This is a genomic window from Sodalis glossinidius str. 'morsitans' (assembly GCF_000010085.1).
Lineage (GTDB): Bacteria > Pseudomonadota > Gammaproteobacteria > Enterobacterales > Enterobacteriaceae > Sodalis > Sodalis glossinidius.
In genome coordinates, this window is sequence record NC_007712.1 from 1,544,288 (window position 1) to 1,561,898 (window position 17,611).

Below are 17,611 nucleotides of genomic sequence, written 5' to 3' on the forward strand. Positions count from 1 at the left end.
TGTGGCCAATATCCCCGGTCAGGTGGTCAATACCGCATTGGATACGGTTGGCGTACCGAAAGAATACCAGGTCATGCAGCTTCAGCTTCCAGAATCCCTGCGCTCTAACGATACTTACGCGCAGCTAGGCGCGAAAATCGGCCCCTATCTGATACCGGGGCTGGGGCAGGCCAGAACCGCCAATACTCTGGCCTCGGTTGCCAACGCCGGACGTGCAGAGCGTCTTGCCACTCATGCCACCACGATGCTGGCCGGGAGTGTTGTCGGGCGAGGTATTAGCGCTGGACTTTCCGGCGCGGGGCGGTTGATTAATGCTGTCAGAGGTACGGCTCCGGCGAGCACGGAGGCTGCGGGCGCGGGTGCAAAAATCGGCAATACAACGGAAGAATCGGTGAGACGCTTTGCTAATCAGCGTGAGCCTGATTTGCCTCATCTCTTGAAGGGCTGGACGTTCGTCCGCGTGCCGACGTGCTCGATTCCGCTGAACGCCTCAAGGTCGCAGATAATCTGCTGCCGTCGCATTATTCCGGGAACCAGCAATATCAGGCGGTAGAACAGGCGTTGAAGTCGCGGGCAGGCTCTGCACTACGTGTGCAGGAAGAGTCGGCGATTAGCAGTCTGGCGAAACGTGCCGGGCAGATGATTGATGAAGCAGCCAAAACCCCGGATGCACTAGCCGCTAGCGAGCGTTTTGTTAACCAGATGGATTTACGTATGCGGGGATTACAGCATAAAAGTGATCAGCTGTATGCTCGCGTGGATAAAGCCATGTCACCGGGGGCATGGGGTGAGGCGAAAAATACCGCAGCACATCTCGAAAATCAGGCGGACGAACTGGGCGGTTGGGAAAATCTGGATGGCGTTGAAAAGGCAGTATTTAAAGCGGTTAATCCCTCTCAGGATAGGATATTAACCTACGCCAACCTGAATAAAGTCCGCCGTATGGTTGGGCAAGCACTTTACAAAAACACGGGGCCTTATCGTGATGCTGATCAGGCGTCACTCTCCAGGCTTTACGCCATGCTATCCGAAGATCAGCACGCTGTGCTCGGCAATACAGGCGCGCAGCGTGATTTTGAGGTAGCTCAGCGTCTGGTTCAGATGCGCAAGCATATGGAAGAACAGATGGTTAGCATGAGAGGTAAGACGCTGACCGGCGATGTCACCACAAGGGCGACGAATGCTCTGCAAGGCATGGCCCGGGGAGATGGGAAAGGCTTCCGGGAACTGATGAGCGGCCTTTCTGATGTCTATACCGTTGCCCGTGCGATACAGAAGGCGAAGGCCAACGAAATTACCACGGGCAAGCTGAATGAATTTGTGGCGCGGTTTAACCGTGTTACGCAAGGTCACGAAATGGCGGCGAAATACGCGCAACGGGCAGGGGTGATAATTGGCGCAAAAGGCGGCTCTTTTGGGGCGTTGCTGGGGGGAACGTTTGGCAAGAAAATAGCAACGCGTGCCCGTGCGGTCGGTGGTGCGGAATCAGTAGAGGCCGCCGAGAGATTGATATTGTCCCCTGAATATCAGCGGGCTTTTCGTACGGCGACATCAAACCGTAAAACCGTCGCCGCGGATACCGATACGCGGCTTAGACGATTATCTGACTGGAAACCGTTTTTTAATTCCCTGCCGTTACCGGAGCAACGCGTGATTAACCGTGTAGGACTGACCGGCTGGCTATCAGCGCAGCGAGACGACCTGGAATATTGATCTTCTATTTACATCGATAAAATCTGTGTAAGGCCAATCTTGCACGGATTCAACACGTCTGGAGAAAACCCCATGGCTGATATTTCGCCAAATGTTGTTGTGTCCATGCAGTCACAAATTTTTACCCAGAGCAGGGCATGCAAGTCCTGTAGCAACGGCAAAATTTACATCGGCAAAATCGACACCGCCCCTTTAATACCTGAAAATCAAATACAAGTTTATCTGTAAAATGAATACGGCAAATATACCCCTGTTGCTCAACCACTCATCATCGGTACAGACGGCTACCCGGTTTATAACAGGCAGATTGCCAAATTCGTGACAGAAGAAGGCCACGCTATGGCAGTCTATGATGGCGATGGTGTGCAACAATTCTATTACCCTAATGTGCTGCGTTATGATCCCGATCAGCTGGTAAAACGATTGGCAAGTCCCAAAGATGGGATGGGGGATGCTTTAATTGCAGTCAAGCAGCTATACGCAGGAGCGGTGGCAAGGACTCAGCATGAAAAAAATTCAGATATTATTAATATTAGAGATTTTGGAGCACAAGTAGATGGTATTAATGATGATACTTCCGCTTTTCAAGTAGATATTGATTATGCAAACTCTATAGGAGGTGGTATAGTTGAAATTCCATCTGGAAATACTGTAGTAACATCAAGTATTATTGTTAAGGGATCGGTTAGATTACAAGGGCAGGGACCGTCGTCTTCTGTGATAAAAATTGATGATTTTGACTATGATGTTTTTGTATTCCCTTCTGATTATTCAGGTATTTGTGGGTGCACTATAATTTCTCCTTCATATCGAAAATCATGGATAACTTGTCATCTTACAGGAAATAGTCGTGGTAATATTTTTTGCGATTTACGCATCCAAAATCAATTTTATGCAATAAAAATAACGGGTTTTTGCGTTGAGACCTATATTATTCGTACATCTATACTTGACCCTATACCTGTTAATGGAATCGGAATTTCTGTTGAAAATGGTAATGATACATTTATTCAACATGTTAATATGGATTGCAGTGGTAGTGCTGCTTATGCTGGAATTCAGATTAAAAATTCACAAGCAGTTTGGGTTAGTGATGTAGATATTCTTAATCACACAAGCAATCTTAGTATTAATCCAGGGAAAGATCAGTTGATTACTTGGCTTTTTTTATTAGTGTGCTTTTGATAAAGCTATCAGCAATGGTATTGATATTCGAACGACTGAAAATGCTATAATAAATGGTCTATTTTTTCATAACTATTGGGCAGGATCTAACTATAGAGGAATGTATGCTGAAAAATCAGCTAAATCAACATTAAATGGTGTTTTTTGTAATAATTTAAAAGTAGTAAATAATTCTGTTTATGGTATGTCTTTTATTAGTGGTGAGAATTTTCATATCAATTGAGGACTTGTAACAGGTAACAGTCATTCATCTGTGGGAACTTACGCTGGTATAGATATTTCTGACGATGTGAAAAATTTTAGTATTACAAATTTGAAGACCGGTCCTGCCGTAGGATTCGGTGCCACTCATAGCTTTGGAATACTTATAGGAAAGAACTGTGATAATTATAGGGTTATAGGAAATGATGTATCAGGAAATTTTATCGGTGGAGTCCAAGATCTTAGCATAGGTACGAGCATTTAGCGAGAAGTATCAAATAATCTCGGGGCAAAAACTGTGAATACCGGATATGCTACTATAGAAGTTGATACCGATAGAATTACTGTAAATCATAAAATAAATGGTACGCCAAGTTATGCTACTGCATGCCCGTTAGACAGTAATATCGGCAGTGGAATGTGCTTTTGGATCGGTTCTTTTGATGGTTCATCAATAACCATATATATTAATAAAAAGGCTAGTGCTCCAATTAAATTTTCATGGATGGCTAGACTATATGATAATTAATCATACTTATCTATAGATGTGGTTGAAAACTAAATAAAAAATCAATAAATTTCAATTTTTTATATCTTGTCCTTTAAATTGCATTTATATTGTTGGAATGTGGATATCACAAGGCAATCGTCTATTATTGAATCAAAAATAGCACCTTTTGATTCATCTGATTTTGTTGATAGCGTATAAAAAATGATGAATTTTTTTGACGTATTTTTTATTTTATATATGTCATCGCTTTTAAATTCATCTAAAGAAATACATATTAATGAGAAGTTTTTAGTCTTTGATGCCAGTGCGTCATACAATTCATCAAAATATAAGTCGAGGTCTATATGATGACGGAAAATTAATAGAAATATCTTGCTATCTTTTGATTTTAATAGCCTTTGAAATCGCCCTACTGTTCTACATAAGTATTCGTAATTTCTAGAAACGGTAATATCATCGATGATTAAATGTTTCAACAGTCTTATATTTTTTTTCATAGTAAGTGTGAGATGCACATTGGTCAATTATCCCTGACTCTCGTATAACTTGAATTGATTTGTGATATTTTTTGTCGAGAAAAACCTTAAAGTTATCATTTAAGCAATCGATAACCATTCCAGGGTGGGTAAAATTCCAGTCAAATGGAAGTGAGTACTTTTTTATTCCTAATTTCTTAAGTATGCTAGCGGCAAGACAGTGAGAACCTAAAGAAACAATATGATTAACCTCAACTCCGTTAATTAATTTATCTCCAAATGGAATATGAATGGCATTATGAACAATTCCTTTGTTATGTTTATATTCCTCACTATTCTTCAATACAGAATTTATATTCCTACAAGCATAAAAAAAGTAATCTTTTCTGAAGGATTTTAGCCAAGTTTCCATTCCTTGGGTATCAGCGGGTCTGTCAAGAATTTTACAATAGTAGTAATTAATTGTTTTGACATATAGGTAATCTAAGATTTTCAAATATAAATCCTTTTTATCTTGTGCAGCGTAACATTTCAGCCGCCATGACGGAACGCACCACTCAATAATATATTTGATATTTTTTCTAAAAAAACTACTTATCCGCCAAATCATCCAACTCACGGTTGGATAGGCCGGTAAACTGCCTCACCGCGTCTCGTGCTAAACACTGGAAAGCATATTCTGGGCAATCTTAAGAGAGGCCAGCTTTTCACCTTCCTGCCGGCCTTTCTGCTCGCCAAGCTGGATACCTTCTTGACGCCCGAGTTGGATGCCCTTAGCTTCAAGCTGCTCTGCAATGGTCATGATGTCCTCCCGGTAGTCAGTGGCTTTGGTGGCAATATTTTGTAGGAATTGCGCCTCATCCGAAGTATTTCCCTGTTCTGCAATATAGTACATCAGGCTACGGAACTGTTCTTTCGGTATTGCCCATAGATTGAGCAACCGGGCGATATCAGAAGCCAGTTCTAACATATCCCGCGTTCGGATGTGCTTTTGCACTAACTCTAGCAGCGCTCCCGCCGATGGGACAGTATTTCATCATCTGGCATCGCGGTGATATCGACCAGCGGGAATGCTTGCCTGTAGACTGATTCTGCCAGTTCAGGGTCAGCAAAGCAATCCAGCCATTGGGTGCTGTACGGATAGGGCGACGTGGTGCCGTGGTAGAACAGGAGCGGAATGACCACAGGCAAAGCGTCATTGCCTTGCTCAAGGTGCCGCTGTATTGCGGCGACCGCGTACCGTAGCAACCGAAACGCCATCAGCTTTTCCGGGCGGCTCTGGTGCTCGACAAGACAGTAGACGTAGCCATCATGGCCCGTCGTGGTCTTCATCGAGTAGAGCATATCAGAGCATTGGCCCTTGAGATCGTCTTCGATAAACGAGCCGGCGGAGGCCATCGCCAGTGTGCAGAAATCGCAGCGTTTGCGCAGGTGCGGCTGCAGATGGATTTCTAGAAAGTCCCGGGCGACAGCGATATCGCCGAGGCACTTTTTGAACAGGGCGTCGTGTTGGGATAGTGAGGATTTTGTCATTGGCGCAGTACCTTCAGCGGGATCCCCCCCCAAGGTGCCATCATACCGCTGGATGCACATATTCGTCTGGCCAATCCGCGCCGCCCGGACGATGTCGCCAGCACCATGCTGCGCTGCGGTTACAGCTATTCGCTGGGGATTTCCAACGCCGGCCAGCTGGATATGGGACTGCTGTTCGTGAGCTATCAGCACGATCTTGAAAAAGGGTTTCTCATCGTTCAGCGTCGCCTGAATGGCGAAGCGCTGGAAGAGTATATCCAGCCCGTCGGCGGTGGCTATTTCTTCGTACTGCCGGGCGTTCCCGACCAGACGCATTATCTCGGCCAGGGGCTACTGGAAGCGTAGTAGGCCGCCGGCGTCGCTGTTTTCGCTGACGCGGGCGGGCAGGCTGACATCTGACGGGGACGCGTGCGCCCGGGCCGCCGCCGCGGGCGAAGCGTGATGGCGCCGGCTACGCAGCGGTGTCGCTTTCCGACCTTTTCGCCGCCTGGTTACCTACTCCTGCCTGTTCAGATTTGTCTGCTTACCCAGTGTCGTTTTACCGTTCTTGTGAAGCGCTCGGGCATTTGCCGAGCAGCCGTATCTTCTTGTATCTTGCAGCCATATCTGCCTGAGCCACTGGGCCAATCTCCGCCCAGATACCCCCCACCCAGCAAAATTCGCTGCCCCAACTCAACTTGGGAACGTTTTGAGGTGGAGGCCTCCAGAGGGCGCTGTTGACCCTGGCCTGAATAGGTAATGCCACTACACGATATAACAGACAAGTATAAAAAAAGTTGTAATACGTGGCTAAAAAAGGTTACATAGCGGTTAAAATTTCGATCCATATCACACTTTTGACGCTAATAAATATCGTTATGTGACGTTTTTTGTGCAGATGTCACGCTAACATTATGCATATGTGATAAAATTGTTATGTGATGGCGCTTCTGGGAGAGGCAGTGACGAATTTACACTTATCCGTGGTACACCGGTTACCGCATCAATACCGCTGGCTGCAAGGCTATACCGGGGTCAAGGTAGAACCGGTTATTGAAGCCCGCCATGACGACAATGTCCTGATTGGGTTGACGCTGCTGAGTCACGGCGATGATACCGCCTGGCAGGTGATGCGAGAGCTCGCCCGCACCTTGGCTGAAATAGACGTAAGCTGCTCGATTGTGGAATGCGATGGCAAGCCCTGCCTGTTTTTACACCGTGAAGATGAATGTGCCGGTTTGTGCCGCATCAAGAATATCGGCGTGGCGGTCGCTGAACCCGCCGGCGCACCGCACATTGCCTGAAGATTATCTCTTTAACCCGTCAACGGCCGTGCGCGACCGCCTGTTGTTTCCCGCCACGCTTGCGCGCGGGCTGTTTTCCTCGCCTTACCGCGCCAGTTAATCCCGCTTTCGCTTCCCGCTAACGCACCGGGGCGAATTGACGTCCCGCCGTCATCAATTCCCGCGTATACGGCGCCTGTGGCGTGCGGAACAGTGCCTCGGCGCTGCCTTGTTCCACGACCTGTCCCTGGCGCACCACCACCACCTGATGGCACATTGCGCGTACCACCTGTAAATCATGACTAATAAAGATATAGGCCAAGCGATGTTTTTGTTGCAGCGCTTGCAGTAACGACAGAATCTGGGCCTGTACCGATCGATCCAGAGAGGATGTTGGTTCATCGAGGATCACCAACTCGGGCTGCAAAATCAACGCGCGAGCGATGGCGATACGCTGGCGCTGTCCGCCGGAAAATTCCCCTGGATAGCGGTGGCGACTGGCGGCATCCAATCCGACTTCCTCCAGCGCCTCAACCACCCGCTGCTCCACCGCGTGCGCACTGAGCTTCTGGTGCACCTGCAGACCCTCTGCGACAATCTCCGCCATGGATAAGCGTGGATTCAGCGCCGAGTAGGGATCTTGAAACACGACCTGGATGCGCCGGCGCAGCGGCAGCATTTGCCGGCGGTCAAACTGATGCAGAGGCATATCGTCAAACCAGATTTCGCCCTCGCTAGCGATGAGCCGCAGCAGCGCCAGCGCGGCAGTGCTTTTCCCGGAGCCGGATTCTCCCACCAATCCCAGACTTTCGCCGCAGCGCAGCGTAAAGCCAAGACCGCTAAGGGCGGTTTTCGGCGCCTGACGCCGTGCGAATATCCGCCCGGCGCCGCCATAGCTGACGCCCAGATTGGTTACCCGCAGCAGGGGGGGGGCGTCCTGCGCTATCGCCGGGGGCTGACCGGACGGTTCGGCGGCCAATAATCGCTGCGTATAGGGATGCGCCGGCGCGCTGAACAGGGTTTGGCAACTATTGGTTTCCACGCAGCGCCCGTTTTGCATCACCGCTACCCGATCCGCCAACTGGCGAACACTATTCAGGTCGTGGGTAATAAACAGCAGCGCCATGTCTAATTCCCGGCGCAGATCCGCCAGCAATTGCATGATCTGCGCCTGGACCGTCACATCGAGGGCGGTCGTCGGTTCGTCGGCTATCAACAGTTTTGGCCGCGTTAACAACGCCATCGCGATCATGACCCTCTGACGTTCGCCGCCGGACAACTGATGCGGATAGTCCCGCAAGCGGTTGGCAGGGTGATGAATGCCGACCCGCTCAAGGCCCGCCAACGCCTCGGTGCGGGCGGCTTTTCCCCCCATACCGCGATGCAGCAGCAGAACTTCGCTGAGCTGCTTTTCAAGCGTATGCAGCGGGTTAAGCGACGACATAGGCTCTTGAAAAATCATCGCGATATTATTGCCGCGAATATGTCTCAGGGTCGCCTCATCAGCGTCAAGCAAACTTTGTCCGTTAAACCGGATTTCCCCACCGGGGTACTCAACCGGCGGCGCGGGTAACAGGCGCAGGACCGACAACGCAGTGATGCTTTTGCCGGAGCCCGATTCACCCACCAGCGCCAGCGTTTCGCCTGTGTGCAGCGTGAGCGACACGTCATCGACAACCCGGCGCACCGACGTTCCCTGGCGGAACGCCACACTCAAGTGATTGATAGCCAATAACGGCGTGTGGTTCATATTAATACGCTTTCCCCGGATCTAAGGCGTCGCGCACCGCTTCGCCGATAAAAATCAATAACGACAGCACCAGCGCCAGTGTGATAAAGGCGGTAATACCGAGCCAAGGCACCTGCAAATTGTTTTTGCCTTCCAAGAGCAGATTTCCCAGCGAGGGCGAGCCGAGCGGCATGCCGAAGCCGAGGAAGTCCAACGAGGTAAGCGTGGTTATCGAGCCACACAATATAAACGGCAGAAAGGTTAGCGTTGCGACCATGGCGTTAGGTAGCATATGGCGCAGCATAATGTGCCGATCGCTGACGCCCATTGCCTGCGCGGCGCAGATATAGTCGAAATTGCGGGTGCGCAGAAACTCTGCCCGCACGACGCCGACCAGGCTCATCCAGCCAAAGAGGACGGTAATGCCCAGCAGCCACCAGAAATTGGGCGGTACTACGCTTGAGAGTAAAATGATCAGAAACAGCGTTGGCATACCGGACCAGACCTCAATAAAGCGCTGGCCCCACAAATCCAGACGCCCGCCGTAATAACCCTGGGTGGCGCCGACCGCGATGCCCATAAGGCTCGACAGAAACGTTAACGACAGCCCGAACAGCATCGACAGCCGGAAGCCATACAAGAGATTGGCCAGGACATCGCGGCCGTTGCTGTCGGTACCGAGCCAATTCCCCGCCCCGGGCGGCGCCGGGAACGGCGAGGCTGAGGCGTAATTGATGGTACGATAGTTGAAACGCACCGGCGCCCACAGCGCCCAACCTTGCTCCTCAAGCCGCTGCGTCAGCCACGGATCGCGGTAATCCGAGCGGGTGGCCAGCGGGCCGCCGAAGGCAGCCTCGCTGTAATCATGCAATAACGGCAGATAGAACTGACCCTGATACCGCACCAGCAGCGGTCTGTCGTTGGCGATAAGCTCTGAACAAAAACTGAACGCGAACAGCAACATAAACAACCACAGCGACCAATAGCCGCGGCGATTGTGGCGAAAGCGTGCCCAGCGCGCCTGGTTTACCGGAGACATGGATTTCAATGGAGCCTCCCGAAATCAATTCTGGGATCGACCAGTGTGTAGGTAATATCGCTCATGATATTCAACAGCAAACCGATGAGCGTGAAGATGTACAGAGTGCCGAACATGACGGGGTAATCGCGCGACAGCGTGGCGTCATAGCCCAGCAGCCCCAGGCCGTTAAGGGAAAACATCACTTCGATGAGCAAAGAACCGGTAAAAAACATGCTGATAAAGGTGGCGGGAAAACCCGCGATAACCAGCAGCATGGCGTTGCGAAAAACATGGCGATAAAGGATGGCGCCTTCCTTGAGTCCCTTGGCGCGTGCGGTGATAACATACTGTTTGCGGATCTCGTCGAGAAACGCGTTTTTAGTGAGCATGGTTAAGGTGGCAAAACCGCCAATCACCATCGCCAGTACCGGCAGGGTAAGGTGCCAGAAATAATCGGTTATTTTGCCATACCAGGGCAGGGCGTTGAAATCACTGGACACCAGACCGCGTAGCGGGAACCAGTCCAGATAGCTGCCGCCGGCGAGCAGCACGATAAGCAGGACAGCAAACAAAAACGCCGGAATGGCGTAGCCGATGATGATGAGCAAGCTGCTCCATGTATCGAAGGTGCTGCCGTTGCGTACCGCCTTTTTGATGCCGAGCGGAATCGACACCATATAGATAATCAGCGTACTCCATACCCCCAGGGATACCGAAACCGGCAGGCTGTCTTTGATAAGCTGCATCACCGAGGCGCCGCGAAACAAACTGTCGCCGAAGTCAAAGCGTACATATTGCCATAACAACGTGAAATAACGTTCGTGCAGCGGCTTATCGAAACCGTAGCGGCGGGTTATTTCGGCAATCACCTCCGGATCCAACCCCTGCGCGCCGCGATATTGATTATCCCCCAGTTGGCCACCGTGCAGGGTCTGATTGCCCGACAGGGGATCGCCGCCGTGGCTGCCGCCGAAGCCGGCCGTTTGTCCTAGCTCAATGGCGGCTATTGCCTGATCCACAGGCCCGCCGGGCGCAATTTGCACGATAAAGAAGTTGAGCGTGATAATGGCCCACAGCGTGGGGATAATTAACAGCAGGCGTTTTAGTAAATAAGATGTCAAGCCACTCCTCCTCGTTAGCGCCGCTGGGCGGGCAGCTGCGCCGCATTATTGACATCATACCACCAGCTGTCGAAACCCAGATCATAAGCGGGGCGTTGGGCGGGCATGGCGAATTTGTCCCAGTAGGCCAGGCGGATATGATGCGAATACCACAGCGGGATCATAAAATAATTCCAGGTTAACACGCGGTCCAAAGCCCTTCCTAGCGGCAGTAACACCGCTTTATCGCCCTGATGGCGCACGATTTGGTTAATCAGCGAGTCGACTGCGGGGTCTTTTACCCCGGGACGGTTATAGGTGGACTTCACGTACGCCGAACCCCAAATGATTTGCAGATCGCTACTGGGAAAGGCGTACACGCCGTAGGTGGAGGGGATCATATCGAAATCCCGTTTACGCAGGCGGTTAATAAATTGGGCGCTGTCTACTTCGCGTACCGTCATGGCGATGCCGAGGCGGGACAGGCTGTGCTGAAAAGGCAATATATATTGATTATTGCCGCCGCTCATCACCAACAATTCAAAGCTGAACGGTTTGCCCTGGGCGTCGACCAGGCGCTGATTGCGTAGCGTCCAGCCGGCTTGTTTTAGCAACGCCAGCGCCTTGAGTAGGTTGCGGCGGTCGTAGCCGCTGCCGTCGGACACCGGCGGCTGGTAAATCGCGCTAAAGACCTTCGGCGGCACCAGCTTTTTCAGCGGCGCCAGTAGCGTCAGCTCGGCGGTGTCCGGATAAGCGCGCGCGGCATAGTCGGTGTTCATAAAGTAACTGTTAACGCGCTGATAGCCATTATAAAACAGCGCCTTGTTCATCCATTCAAAATCGAACGCCAGCGACAGCGCCTCGCGGACGCGACGGTCGGCAAACAGCGGCCGCTGAATGTTGAAGCTCAGCCAGGGTGTCCCCACCGGCGCGTTGTTGGCCAATTCGCGATGAACGATAAAACCGCGGTCGAAGTTACCGCCGCGGTACTGGGTCGCCCATTTTTTGGGTGAGCTTTCAATGCGCAGATCGAAAGCCCCGGCTTTGAAAGCCTCCATAGAGACATTATCATCGAGATAATAGTCATAGCGCAGTGTATCAAAGTTGTAGCGCCCGACATTGACCGGCAGCGTGGTCGCCCAATAATCCTTCACCCGGCTATACGTCACGGATTGGCCCGTGCGCCAGGCGGTGATGCGATAGGGGCCGCTGGCGGGAGGGGGGAAAGTGAGGGGATCGCTCAGTTTATGCTGCGACCAAAAGCTCTCCGGAAGTATCGGCAGAGTAAGAAGCCTTAATAACGTATCTTTGTTGGGCTCGGGAAATTCGTAGCGGACCGTTAGCCGCGAGATAGCCTTCACCTTTACCCCTTTAAAGAACACCCGGAATTGGGGGACGCCCTCGGTCATAAACTTATTGAAAGTGAACTCGACATCGGCGGCGGTAATCGGTTGATGATTATGGTAGCGGGCCCGTGGATTGAGCGTGATTTCTGCCCAGGCATAATTGGCGCGATAACGGGCCGATTCGGCGACGAGCGGATAATAGCTGCCCACTTCGTCATCGGAGATGACATACAGGCTGTCATAAAGCTGTTCCGTACGCGCCGCCGCCGTGCCGCGCGAGGCGTAACGGTTGAAATTATCGAAGGTGCCGATGGCGGCCATGGTCACGCTGCCACCCTTGGGCGCGGCCGGATTAACATAGTCGAAATGGGTAAAGTCAGGCGGGTAGTGCGGTTCGCCCAACAGCGCGAAAGCATAGCCGTCATGCAATGGTTCGCCTCGGGCGCACAGGCAGATAACGCTGAAGAACAGCGCCAGCCAAAAACGTGGAAACATCAGCTTATGCTCCTGCATCGTTATGCATCGCTGGAGGGAATGGAGAGATTAATCAGCGATACTATTGAGGACTATAATGGTTTTTTTACCATAATTGTTCAAACAATCAATGATGTTTCGTGCCTGAGACGGGATAGCAGGAGAAGCAACTGTCTTGAACGATAAAATTATAGAGAAACGTGATGGTACGATTCATCCCACTCTTCGTTCTTTCTGAGCATCGTGTTCAGGATAGTCAGAAGTTTACGCATACAGGCAACCAGCGCGACTTTTTTGGCTTTTCCCGCTGCAAGCAGCCGCGTATAAAATGCTTTTATCACCGGATTAAAGCGGGTTGCGACAAGTGCGGCGATATAAAGCGCTGTTCGGACTCCGCCCCTTCCGCCAAAGATGGTTCGCCGGCCCCGCATGGTACCCAAGTCCCGGTTTATGGAAGCAACGCCTACAAGCGCGCTGATGGCTCGTCTCGAGAGGCTACCCAGGTCGGGAATCTCCGCCATTTGTGCAAGCACCCGTGTATCAATACGGTCCGTTTTTGCCAGATAGCCCATAGTGCGGGCAAAGTCACGAGCCTGTCTGGGATTGACCACCGCGACGTCAAAGCCTTCAGTCTGAAACGAGCAGGCCACGGCAGCTTCAAGTCCACCAGTGGCCTCTATCAGAACCAACACCACCGGATACTTTCTCAGTTCATCAGTAATAGCATCAAAACCGTCCGTCAGAGTCATTACTGACCGTAAACTGAGCAATATCACTGCTGGCAGCAATGTCCAGTGTCGCTTTAGAAACATCAATTCCCACAAAAAGTGGATTTGGCAGACTCATTATTACCCATCCTTGCAAATACGTTATGGAGTACGGACAACTGTTCGGGTTTCAGATGAGTGGCTCAGTATAGGCGTCATTAGCTTCTCTACGGGCTATAAACCCTGGGATGAATCAGACTACATACACCTTGCCAAATCTATTCATCACCATGCTAACTAAATTTCAAGATACAAGGATGATGTGCAAAGCTATCGCCCCCGTGGCGTTATCGGGCACGCTGCCGTCGAAATTTTTGCCGACGATTTACAGATTTTCCCCGGAAGCGCGCGGGACATCCACCGCTTGACGGAGGCCTTGGATCTGGACGTGGTGCTACTTCAACCGCTGCGCGATTACGTCGGCGCGACGCTCCTGCGGCGCGCCGACGTAAACGAAAACGCGCAACGAATGCTGGAGCAGATGAACCAGCTCGGCTGTCGGCTATTACTGGCCTGTAGCAGGACCGATGCGGCAACGTCACCCGAACCACAGGCGCAAATGGAGGATCTTGGGCGCCTGGCGAGACTGGTGCAGCAGCATGATTGCGCAGTGGCCTTTGAAGCGCTGGCCTGGGGCACTTATGTTAATCGTCTCAGTCAAGCGTGGGACCGCGTACGCGCCGTCAATCACCCGCATCTGGGTATCATGCTGGACAGTTTTCACGTCCTGGCGCAGGGGGAAGGAGCGCTGGAGATAATGGCCATCCCGGCCGACAAGCTTTACTTTATACAAATGGCTGATGCTGCCGCCCGTCCTTATCCGGCTATGCCGGTAGACAAATGGAGCCGCCATCATCGCTGTTTTCCCGGCAGAGGCACATTGGCGGTGACGGCGTTTGTCGTGGCCGCGCAGCAGGCGGGATACCAAGACGTCTGGTCGCTGGAGATTTTCAACGATCGCTATCGGCAAACGGCGCCTGCGGCCGTGGCTGCTGAGGGCTTTGCGTCCCTGTGGTGGCTGGAGCGGCATTTACCCCCACGGGGTCAGGCCGGCGCCGCCGTCTGTGGGGGTTAACAGGCAAAACTGTTTTTTTTGGGGCTATTCCGATTGAAATCGGTACCATCGCCTGTACCAGGAGGTGAAACTGCCTTGAGGTGCCCACCGCCGCGGGTCGCTTGATAGTCCTGCCACGCAGTGCGGCGCGCATCGCCGCTATAGACTCCGGAACTCCCCTCAACGTGTCCGTCGGGCGCGCCTGTTCGGCATGGTAATTATTCTGGTCCTATGGGATAACGCGGCATTTTTGTCATCCAGCAGCGGCAGAAATCAGGCGAATTATCCTGCTGCCTGTGGCCGATAATGTGCCATAGCGATGAATAACTTGCTGCTTTAATCGCGGCATACGCCGGGCTAATGATAGATTTTTGGCAACAATGATAAAACAATTAAATCACAGGTTGGCGCTCATGCAAATGAGGAAAGTATTAATTAACGGTTATTAATTTATAAGTTTTTTTGTTTAATTAATTTACATAGCTATTAATTATTGTGGTGGTAATGAACAATAAAAAAGCCGCTTGCAGGAGGCTTTTTCGATCTCTCATTGGGCAATGCGGACGTTCAATTAATAACCAGTTTAACTTTGTGCTTCGTTGGGCAACACCCGCCGGGCTTCACGGTAACGGGATTTCCAGTAGCTTTTATTCAGGTTGGAAATCATCACGCCACTGCTGGTAGAAGCATGAACAAATTGATCGTTACCCAGATAGATGCCTACATGACGGCCCGTTGAGCTGGCGCTAAACAGCACCAGGTCGCCCGGACGCAGCTTAGTGCGTTGAATTCTGGAGCCTATTTCCCGTTGATCCAGCGTAGAGCGTGGCAGGTCAAGGCCAAATTGCTCACGGAATGTCATTTGTACGAAACCGGAGCAATCAATTCCGCGCTTGGTACTGCCGCCGAGGCGGTAACGCACGCCTTTCCAGTCGGCATATTGATCCATAATTTTGGATTTAATATCCACATTACGAACCATTTCTTCAAATTCGTCCTGAGAGGCTTGCAGTAAAAAATGATTTGAATCGTTTACTGCATGCATGTCAGCGGTTTGTTTCGGGCTATGAGAAGTACTGCAGGCGGAGAGCATGGCAGCAACCGCCACTGCGGGGATGAGCCGCAGAACATATCTCAAGATAGGCTGAGATTTGACCATTATTCGTGTTATCCCTTGAAGTCCTTAACGACAATGTCGTTATAAAATGCCAAACCAATGAGAGTTGAGCGCTCGTCCTAATTGAACAGATTTCGTTCATCAAGTGTGTGGTATTACTCACACAATCGCTTTTAAGGATAAAAAAATTAACGGACCGGACGTCGAGCGAATTCGAGGTTACCGTAATGAATAAAGGAAAGCGAGGTTTTTAAACGTAAACTTATAACTTTTAATGATGTAATTATTTGTCAACCGGCACAAATGACTTTTGCGTAAATAATTAGCTGTGGTGGACGAAATCGGCGCTGGTACGGGTCGAAGGCGCCTAATTGGGCATCGAGATCAGGGCGGGGATGGACTACACCGCTTATCCAGCGTATCACGCCGGGGCGCGGAGGAGAGTATTTTCTTATCCGTGCGGCTGATGACGATGGTTAAACAACGTCGCGCGCGGCAGGCGGCGCTCAAACCAACTCACCAGCGCATCGCAACCGCCGCCGAGAAGAACAGGAAAATCAACACGGCCTGCAGGAAAGCCCGGCGGCCAAAATAGTGCAGCATAAAGGCGGCGAAAATCATCAGCAGCATGCCGTGATCGCCCGGGAAGCTGTCGCTTGAGAACTCTTTGGTGGGAATATGGGTCAACTCGGCAATGCTGACGACGTCGGGCGTTGCTTTAAAATAGCGCGACGGGCTGACATGCGACACCGGCACCAGATGGCCAAGCTGGTTAAGCACCAGGGCGGTGATGATCAGGGCCAGGACAATCGCCAGCATGCGGTGACGGCCGGCGGCATCGGCGCGCAGGAAGTAGCGCAGGTATAGGGCGCCCATCGTCAGCAAGGAGCCGAGATCAAAGATGCGGTTGTTGGTAATAGCCAGAAAATCGGCAAACTGCGGATGGCGTACCGCCTGGTGATTAACCGCGTGGTAGATGCGGCTATCGAGCGTGAACCAGATACCGTGATGTGCGGGCAGGTACCATGAAATGAACAACGCCACGCCGAGTAAGCTCAGCATCGCCATGGTCGGGAGGCGAGACATGGAAAAACCCTTAATATGAGAAATTGAATATGTTTAAATATAAGATATATGATATAAATGAATTTTTAACAATTCGCTCTGAAAGTGATTCCAGTCCGCGGTCTGCGGGTGAATAAGCTCTATTCGGCTATCCGCCGGTGGTTGAGGCAACGTTTCCGTGTGCAGGTAATGCCCCTGGCGGTTTATCCGTAAGGTGCCTTCGTGAATCCGCAGCACGCCTTTCATGCGTTCCACTGGCGCCAGACCGCAACCATTCCAGCAGTCCCAGCGTATCAAATCGCGTTGCGCCATCAAATATCCAGCCGCAGGCATGATAGCCTTGCCCCTGATTCAGCGCGCGGCGCCAGCCTTGATTGCCCGGGAGGCGGAGAGCGGCTAGACCGGAGGGGGCCGCGGCATGCTGATGCCCGGCGCCGACCACCAGCGGTCGCAGATTTGCCCGCGGGCGATCCAACAGCGCTAGCGGCAGCTGCCCATGGCTGCCGGTGAAGAGCTCGCGGCCGTCTGCACTGGCGCGCTACCATGCCGCCAATGACTGCCGGTCAGCGTCAGCGTAGGTTTCCTGTTTGTTGGCGATGACGATATTGCCCGCGGCCAACTGATCGCGGAAGTTTTCGTTGTCTCGATAGCGTGGTTGGCTAAGCTGACGCGCGTCAAGCAGGCACAGCATCGCCCGCAATTGCAGCCAGTTGTGATAGGTATCGGAGGCGAGTAGCGCAAGGATTTGAGCGGGATGACCCAGGCCGGTAGGCTCTATCAATAATCTATCGGGCCGGTTCCGCGTTAGCAAGGTGTTGAGGCCGATTTGCAGTGGCAGACCGTTAACGCAGTGCATGCAGCCGCCGGGGATCTCTTTTAGCAGCGCGCCGCTGTCGACGAGCAGGGCGCCATCGACCCCGATTTCGCCGAATTCGTTCACCAGGATAGCCCACTTCTCATCGGCGGGTTTCTGGCTGAGAAAATGACGTAAGGTGGTCGTTTTTCCACTACCGAGAAAACCGGTTACAGGGTGGTTTGGGTGGGCATGGCGATTCCG

General features: G+C 51.6%; 13 protein-coding genes and 5 pseudogenes. 8 read left to right on the forward strand and 10 right to left on the reverse strand.

Annotated elements, in window-relative coordinates:
* Nucleotide 1: 1 nt before the first annotated feature.
* The 5 genes and pseudogenes from SGP1_RS23695 to SGP1_RS29385 all read left to right on the forward strand — a co-directional run bounded on the left by SGP1_RS23695 (nt 2) and on the right by SGP1_RS29385 (nt 3,628).
* Complete coding sequence (locus tag SGP1_RS23695; protein WP_011410803.1) at nt 2–553, forward strand: hypothetical protein; 552 nt, start codon at nt 2–4, stop codon at nt 551–553.
* The gene (locus SGP1_RS08110; protein WP_148203426.1) at nt 469–1,713 is read left to right on the forward strand and encodes a hypothetical protein; all 1,245 of its coding nucleotides are present in this window, start codon (nt 469–471) and stop codon (nt 1,711–1,713) included. The genes SGP1_RS23695 and SGP1_RS08110 overlap by 85 nt, the downstream gene beginning before the upstream one ends.
* Before the next feature lie 72 nt (nt 1,714–1,785).
* Nucleotides 1,786–2,148: pseudogene (locus tag SGP1_RS36245) on the forward strand (phage tailspike protein); the annotation flags it as partial.
* Between the two features lie 9 nt (nt 2,149–2,157).
* A complete protein-coding gene (locus SGP1_RS29380) occupies nt 2,158–2,898 on the forward strand; it encodes a glycosyl hydrolase family 28-related protein (RefSeq protein WP_148203651.1) in 741 nt (246 codons plus the stop codon).
* A gap of 499 nt (nt 2,899–3,397) precedes the next feature.
* Nucleotides 3,398–3,628, forward strand: a complete 231-nt coding sequence (locus tag SGP1_RS29385; protein WP_148203427.1) for a hypothetical protein — start codon at nt 3,398–3,400, stop codon at nt 3,626–3,628.
* A gap of 435 nt (nt 3,629–4,063) precedes the next feature.
* On the opposite strand, the gene SGP1_RS26930 is transcribed toward SGP1_RS29385, so the two are convergent.
* Both SGP1_RS26930 and SGP1_RS08125 read right to left on the reverse strand, forming a co-directional pair.
* Complete coding sequence (locus SGP1_RS26930; RefSeq protein WP_158302359.1) at nt 4,064–4,582, reverse strand: DUF1796 family putative cysteine peptidase; 519 nt, start codon at nt 4,580–4,582, stop codon at nt 4,064–4,066.
* 94 nt (nt 4,583–4,676) lie between these two features.
* Nucleotides 4,677–5,619: pseudogene (locus SGP1_RS08125) on the reverse strand (Rpn family recombination-promoting nuclease/putative transposase).
* A 27-nt stretch (nt 5,620–5,646) separates the two neighbouring features.
* On the opposite strand from SGP1_RS08125, the pseudogene SGP1_RS08130 reads away from it, so the two are divergent.
* Nucleotides 5,647–5,964, forward strand: a pseudogene (locus SGP1_RS08130) (Dyp-type peroxidase); the annotation flags it as partial.
* Between the two features lie 575 nt (nt 5,965–6,539).
* Nucleotides 6,540–6,902 carry a YejG family protein gene (locus SGP1_RS08135; RefSeq protein ID WP_424141143.1) on the forward strand — a complete coding sequence of 121 codons (363 nt, stop codon included), beginning with the start codon at nt 6,540–6,542 and terminating at the stop codon, nt 6,900–6,902.
* 118 nt (nt 6,903–7,020) lie between these two features.
* On the opposite strand, the gene yejF is transcribed toward SGP1_RS08135, so the two are convergent.
* The 5 genes and pseudogenes from yejF to SGP1_RS08160 all read right to left on the reverse strand — a co-directional run bounded on the left by yejF (nt 7,021) and on the right by SGP1_RS08160 (nt 13,397).
* On the reverse strand, nt 7,021–8,631 hold the full coding sequence (yejF, locus tag SGP1_RS08140; protein WP_011410809.1) for a microcin C ABC transporter ATP-binding protein YejF: 1,611 nt from the start codon (nt 8,629–8,631) through the stop codon (nt 7,021–7,023).
* Nucleotide 8,632: 1 nt separating this feature from the next.
* On the reverse strand, nt 8,633–9,658 hold the full coding sequence (locus SGP1_RS08145; RefSeq protein ID WP_011410810.1) for an ABC transporter permease: 1,026 nt from the start codon (nt 9,656–9,658) through the stop codon (nt 8,633–8,635).
* A complete protein-coding gene (locus SGP1_RS08150; protein ID WP_011410811.1) occupies nt 9,655–10,752 on the reverse strand; it encodes a microcin C ABC transporter permease YejB in 1,098 nt (365 codons plus the stop codon). Before SGP1_RS08150 ends, SGP1_RS08145 begins: the two co-directional genes overlap by 4 nt.
* Nucleotides 10,753–10,766: 14 nt before the next feature.
* Entirely contained in the window at nt 10,767–12,572 is a 1,806-nt protein-coding gene (locus SGP1_RS08155) for an extracellular solute-binding protein (RefSeq protein ID WP_011410812.1), read from the reverse strand.
* A 167-nt stretch (nt 12,573–12,739) separates the two neighbouring features.
* Nucleotides 12,740–13,397 (reverse strand): annotated as a pseudogene (locus tag SGP1_RS08160) (IS110 family transposase).
* A gap of 183 nt (nt 13,398–13,580) precedes the next feature.
* On the opposite strand from SGP1_RS08160, the gene SGP1_RS08165 reads away from it, so the two are divergent.
* A complete protein-coding gene (locus SGP1_RS08165; RefSeq protein WP_050747508.1) occupies nt 13,581–14,393 on the forward strand; it encodes a sugar phosphate isomerase/epimerase family protein in 813 nt (270 codons plus the stop codon).
* A 562-nt stretch (nt 14,394–14,955) separates the two neighbouring features.
* On the opposite strand, the gene mepS is transcribed toward SGP1_RS08165, so the two are convergent.
* The 3 genes and pseudogenes from mepS to SGP1_RS08180 form a co-directional block, all read right to left on the reverse strand.
* Nucleotides 14,956–15,531, reverse strand: a complete 576-nt coding sequence (gene mepS / locus SGP1_RS08170; RefSeq protein WP_011410813.1) for a bifunctional murein DD-endopeptidase/murein LD-carboxypeptidase — start codon at nt 15,529–15,531, stop codon at nt 14,956–14,958.
* Between the two features lie 474 nt (nt 15,532–16,005).
* Nucleotides 16,006–16,575, reverse strand: coding sequence for a hypothetical protein (locus SGP1_RS08175; protein WP_011410814.1), 570 nt, complete (start codon nt 16,573–16,575; stop codon nt 16,006–16,008).
* Between the two features lie 33 nt (nt 16,576–16,608).
* A pseudogene (locus SGP1_RS08180) lies at nt 16,609–17,581 on the reverse strand (CobW family GTP-binding protein); the annotation flags it as partial.
* Between the last annotated feature and the right edge of the window lie 30 nt (nt 17,582–17,611).

Coding starts and splice junctions, on each gene's coding strand:
- SGP1_RS08155 (WP_011410812.1), bottom strand. CDS start 12,572: ATGTTTCCACGTTTTTGGCTGGCGCTGTTCTTCAGCGTTATCTGCCTG.
- SGP1_RS08135 (WP_424141143.1), top strand. CDS start 6,540: ATGGCGCTTCTGGGAGAGGCAGTGACGAATTTACACTTATCCGTGGTA.
- yejF (WP_011410809.1), bottom strand. CDS start 8,631: ATGAACCACACGCCGTTATTGGCTATCAATCACTTGAGTGTGGCGTTC.
- SGP1_RS08175 (WP_011410814.1), bottom strand. CDS start 16,575: ATGTCTCGCCTCCCGACCATGGCGATGCTGAGCTTACTCGGCGTGGCG.
- SGP1_RS29380 (WP_148203651.1), top strand. CDS start 2,158: ATGGGGGATGCTTTAATTGCAGTCAAGCAGCTATACGCAGGAGCGGTG.
- mepS (WP_011410813.1), bottom strand. CDS start 15,531: ATGGTCAAATCTCAGCCTATCTTGAGATATGTTCTGCGGCTCATCCCC.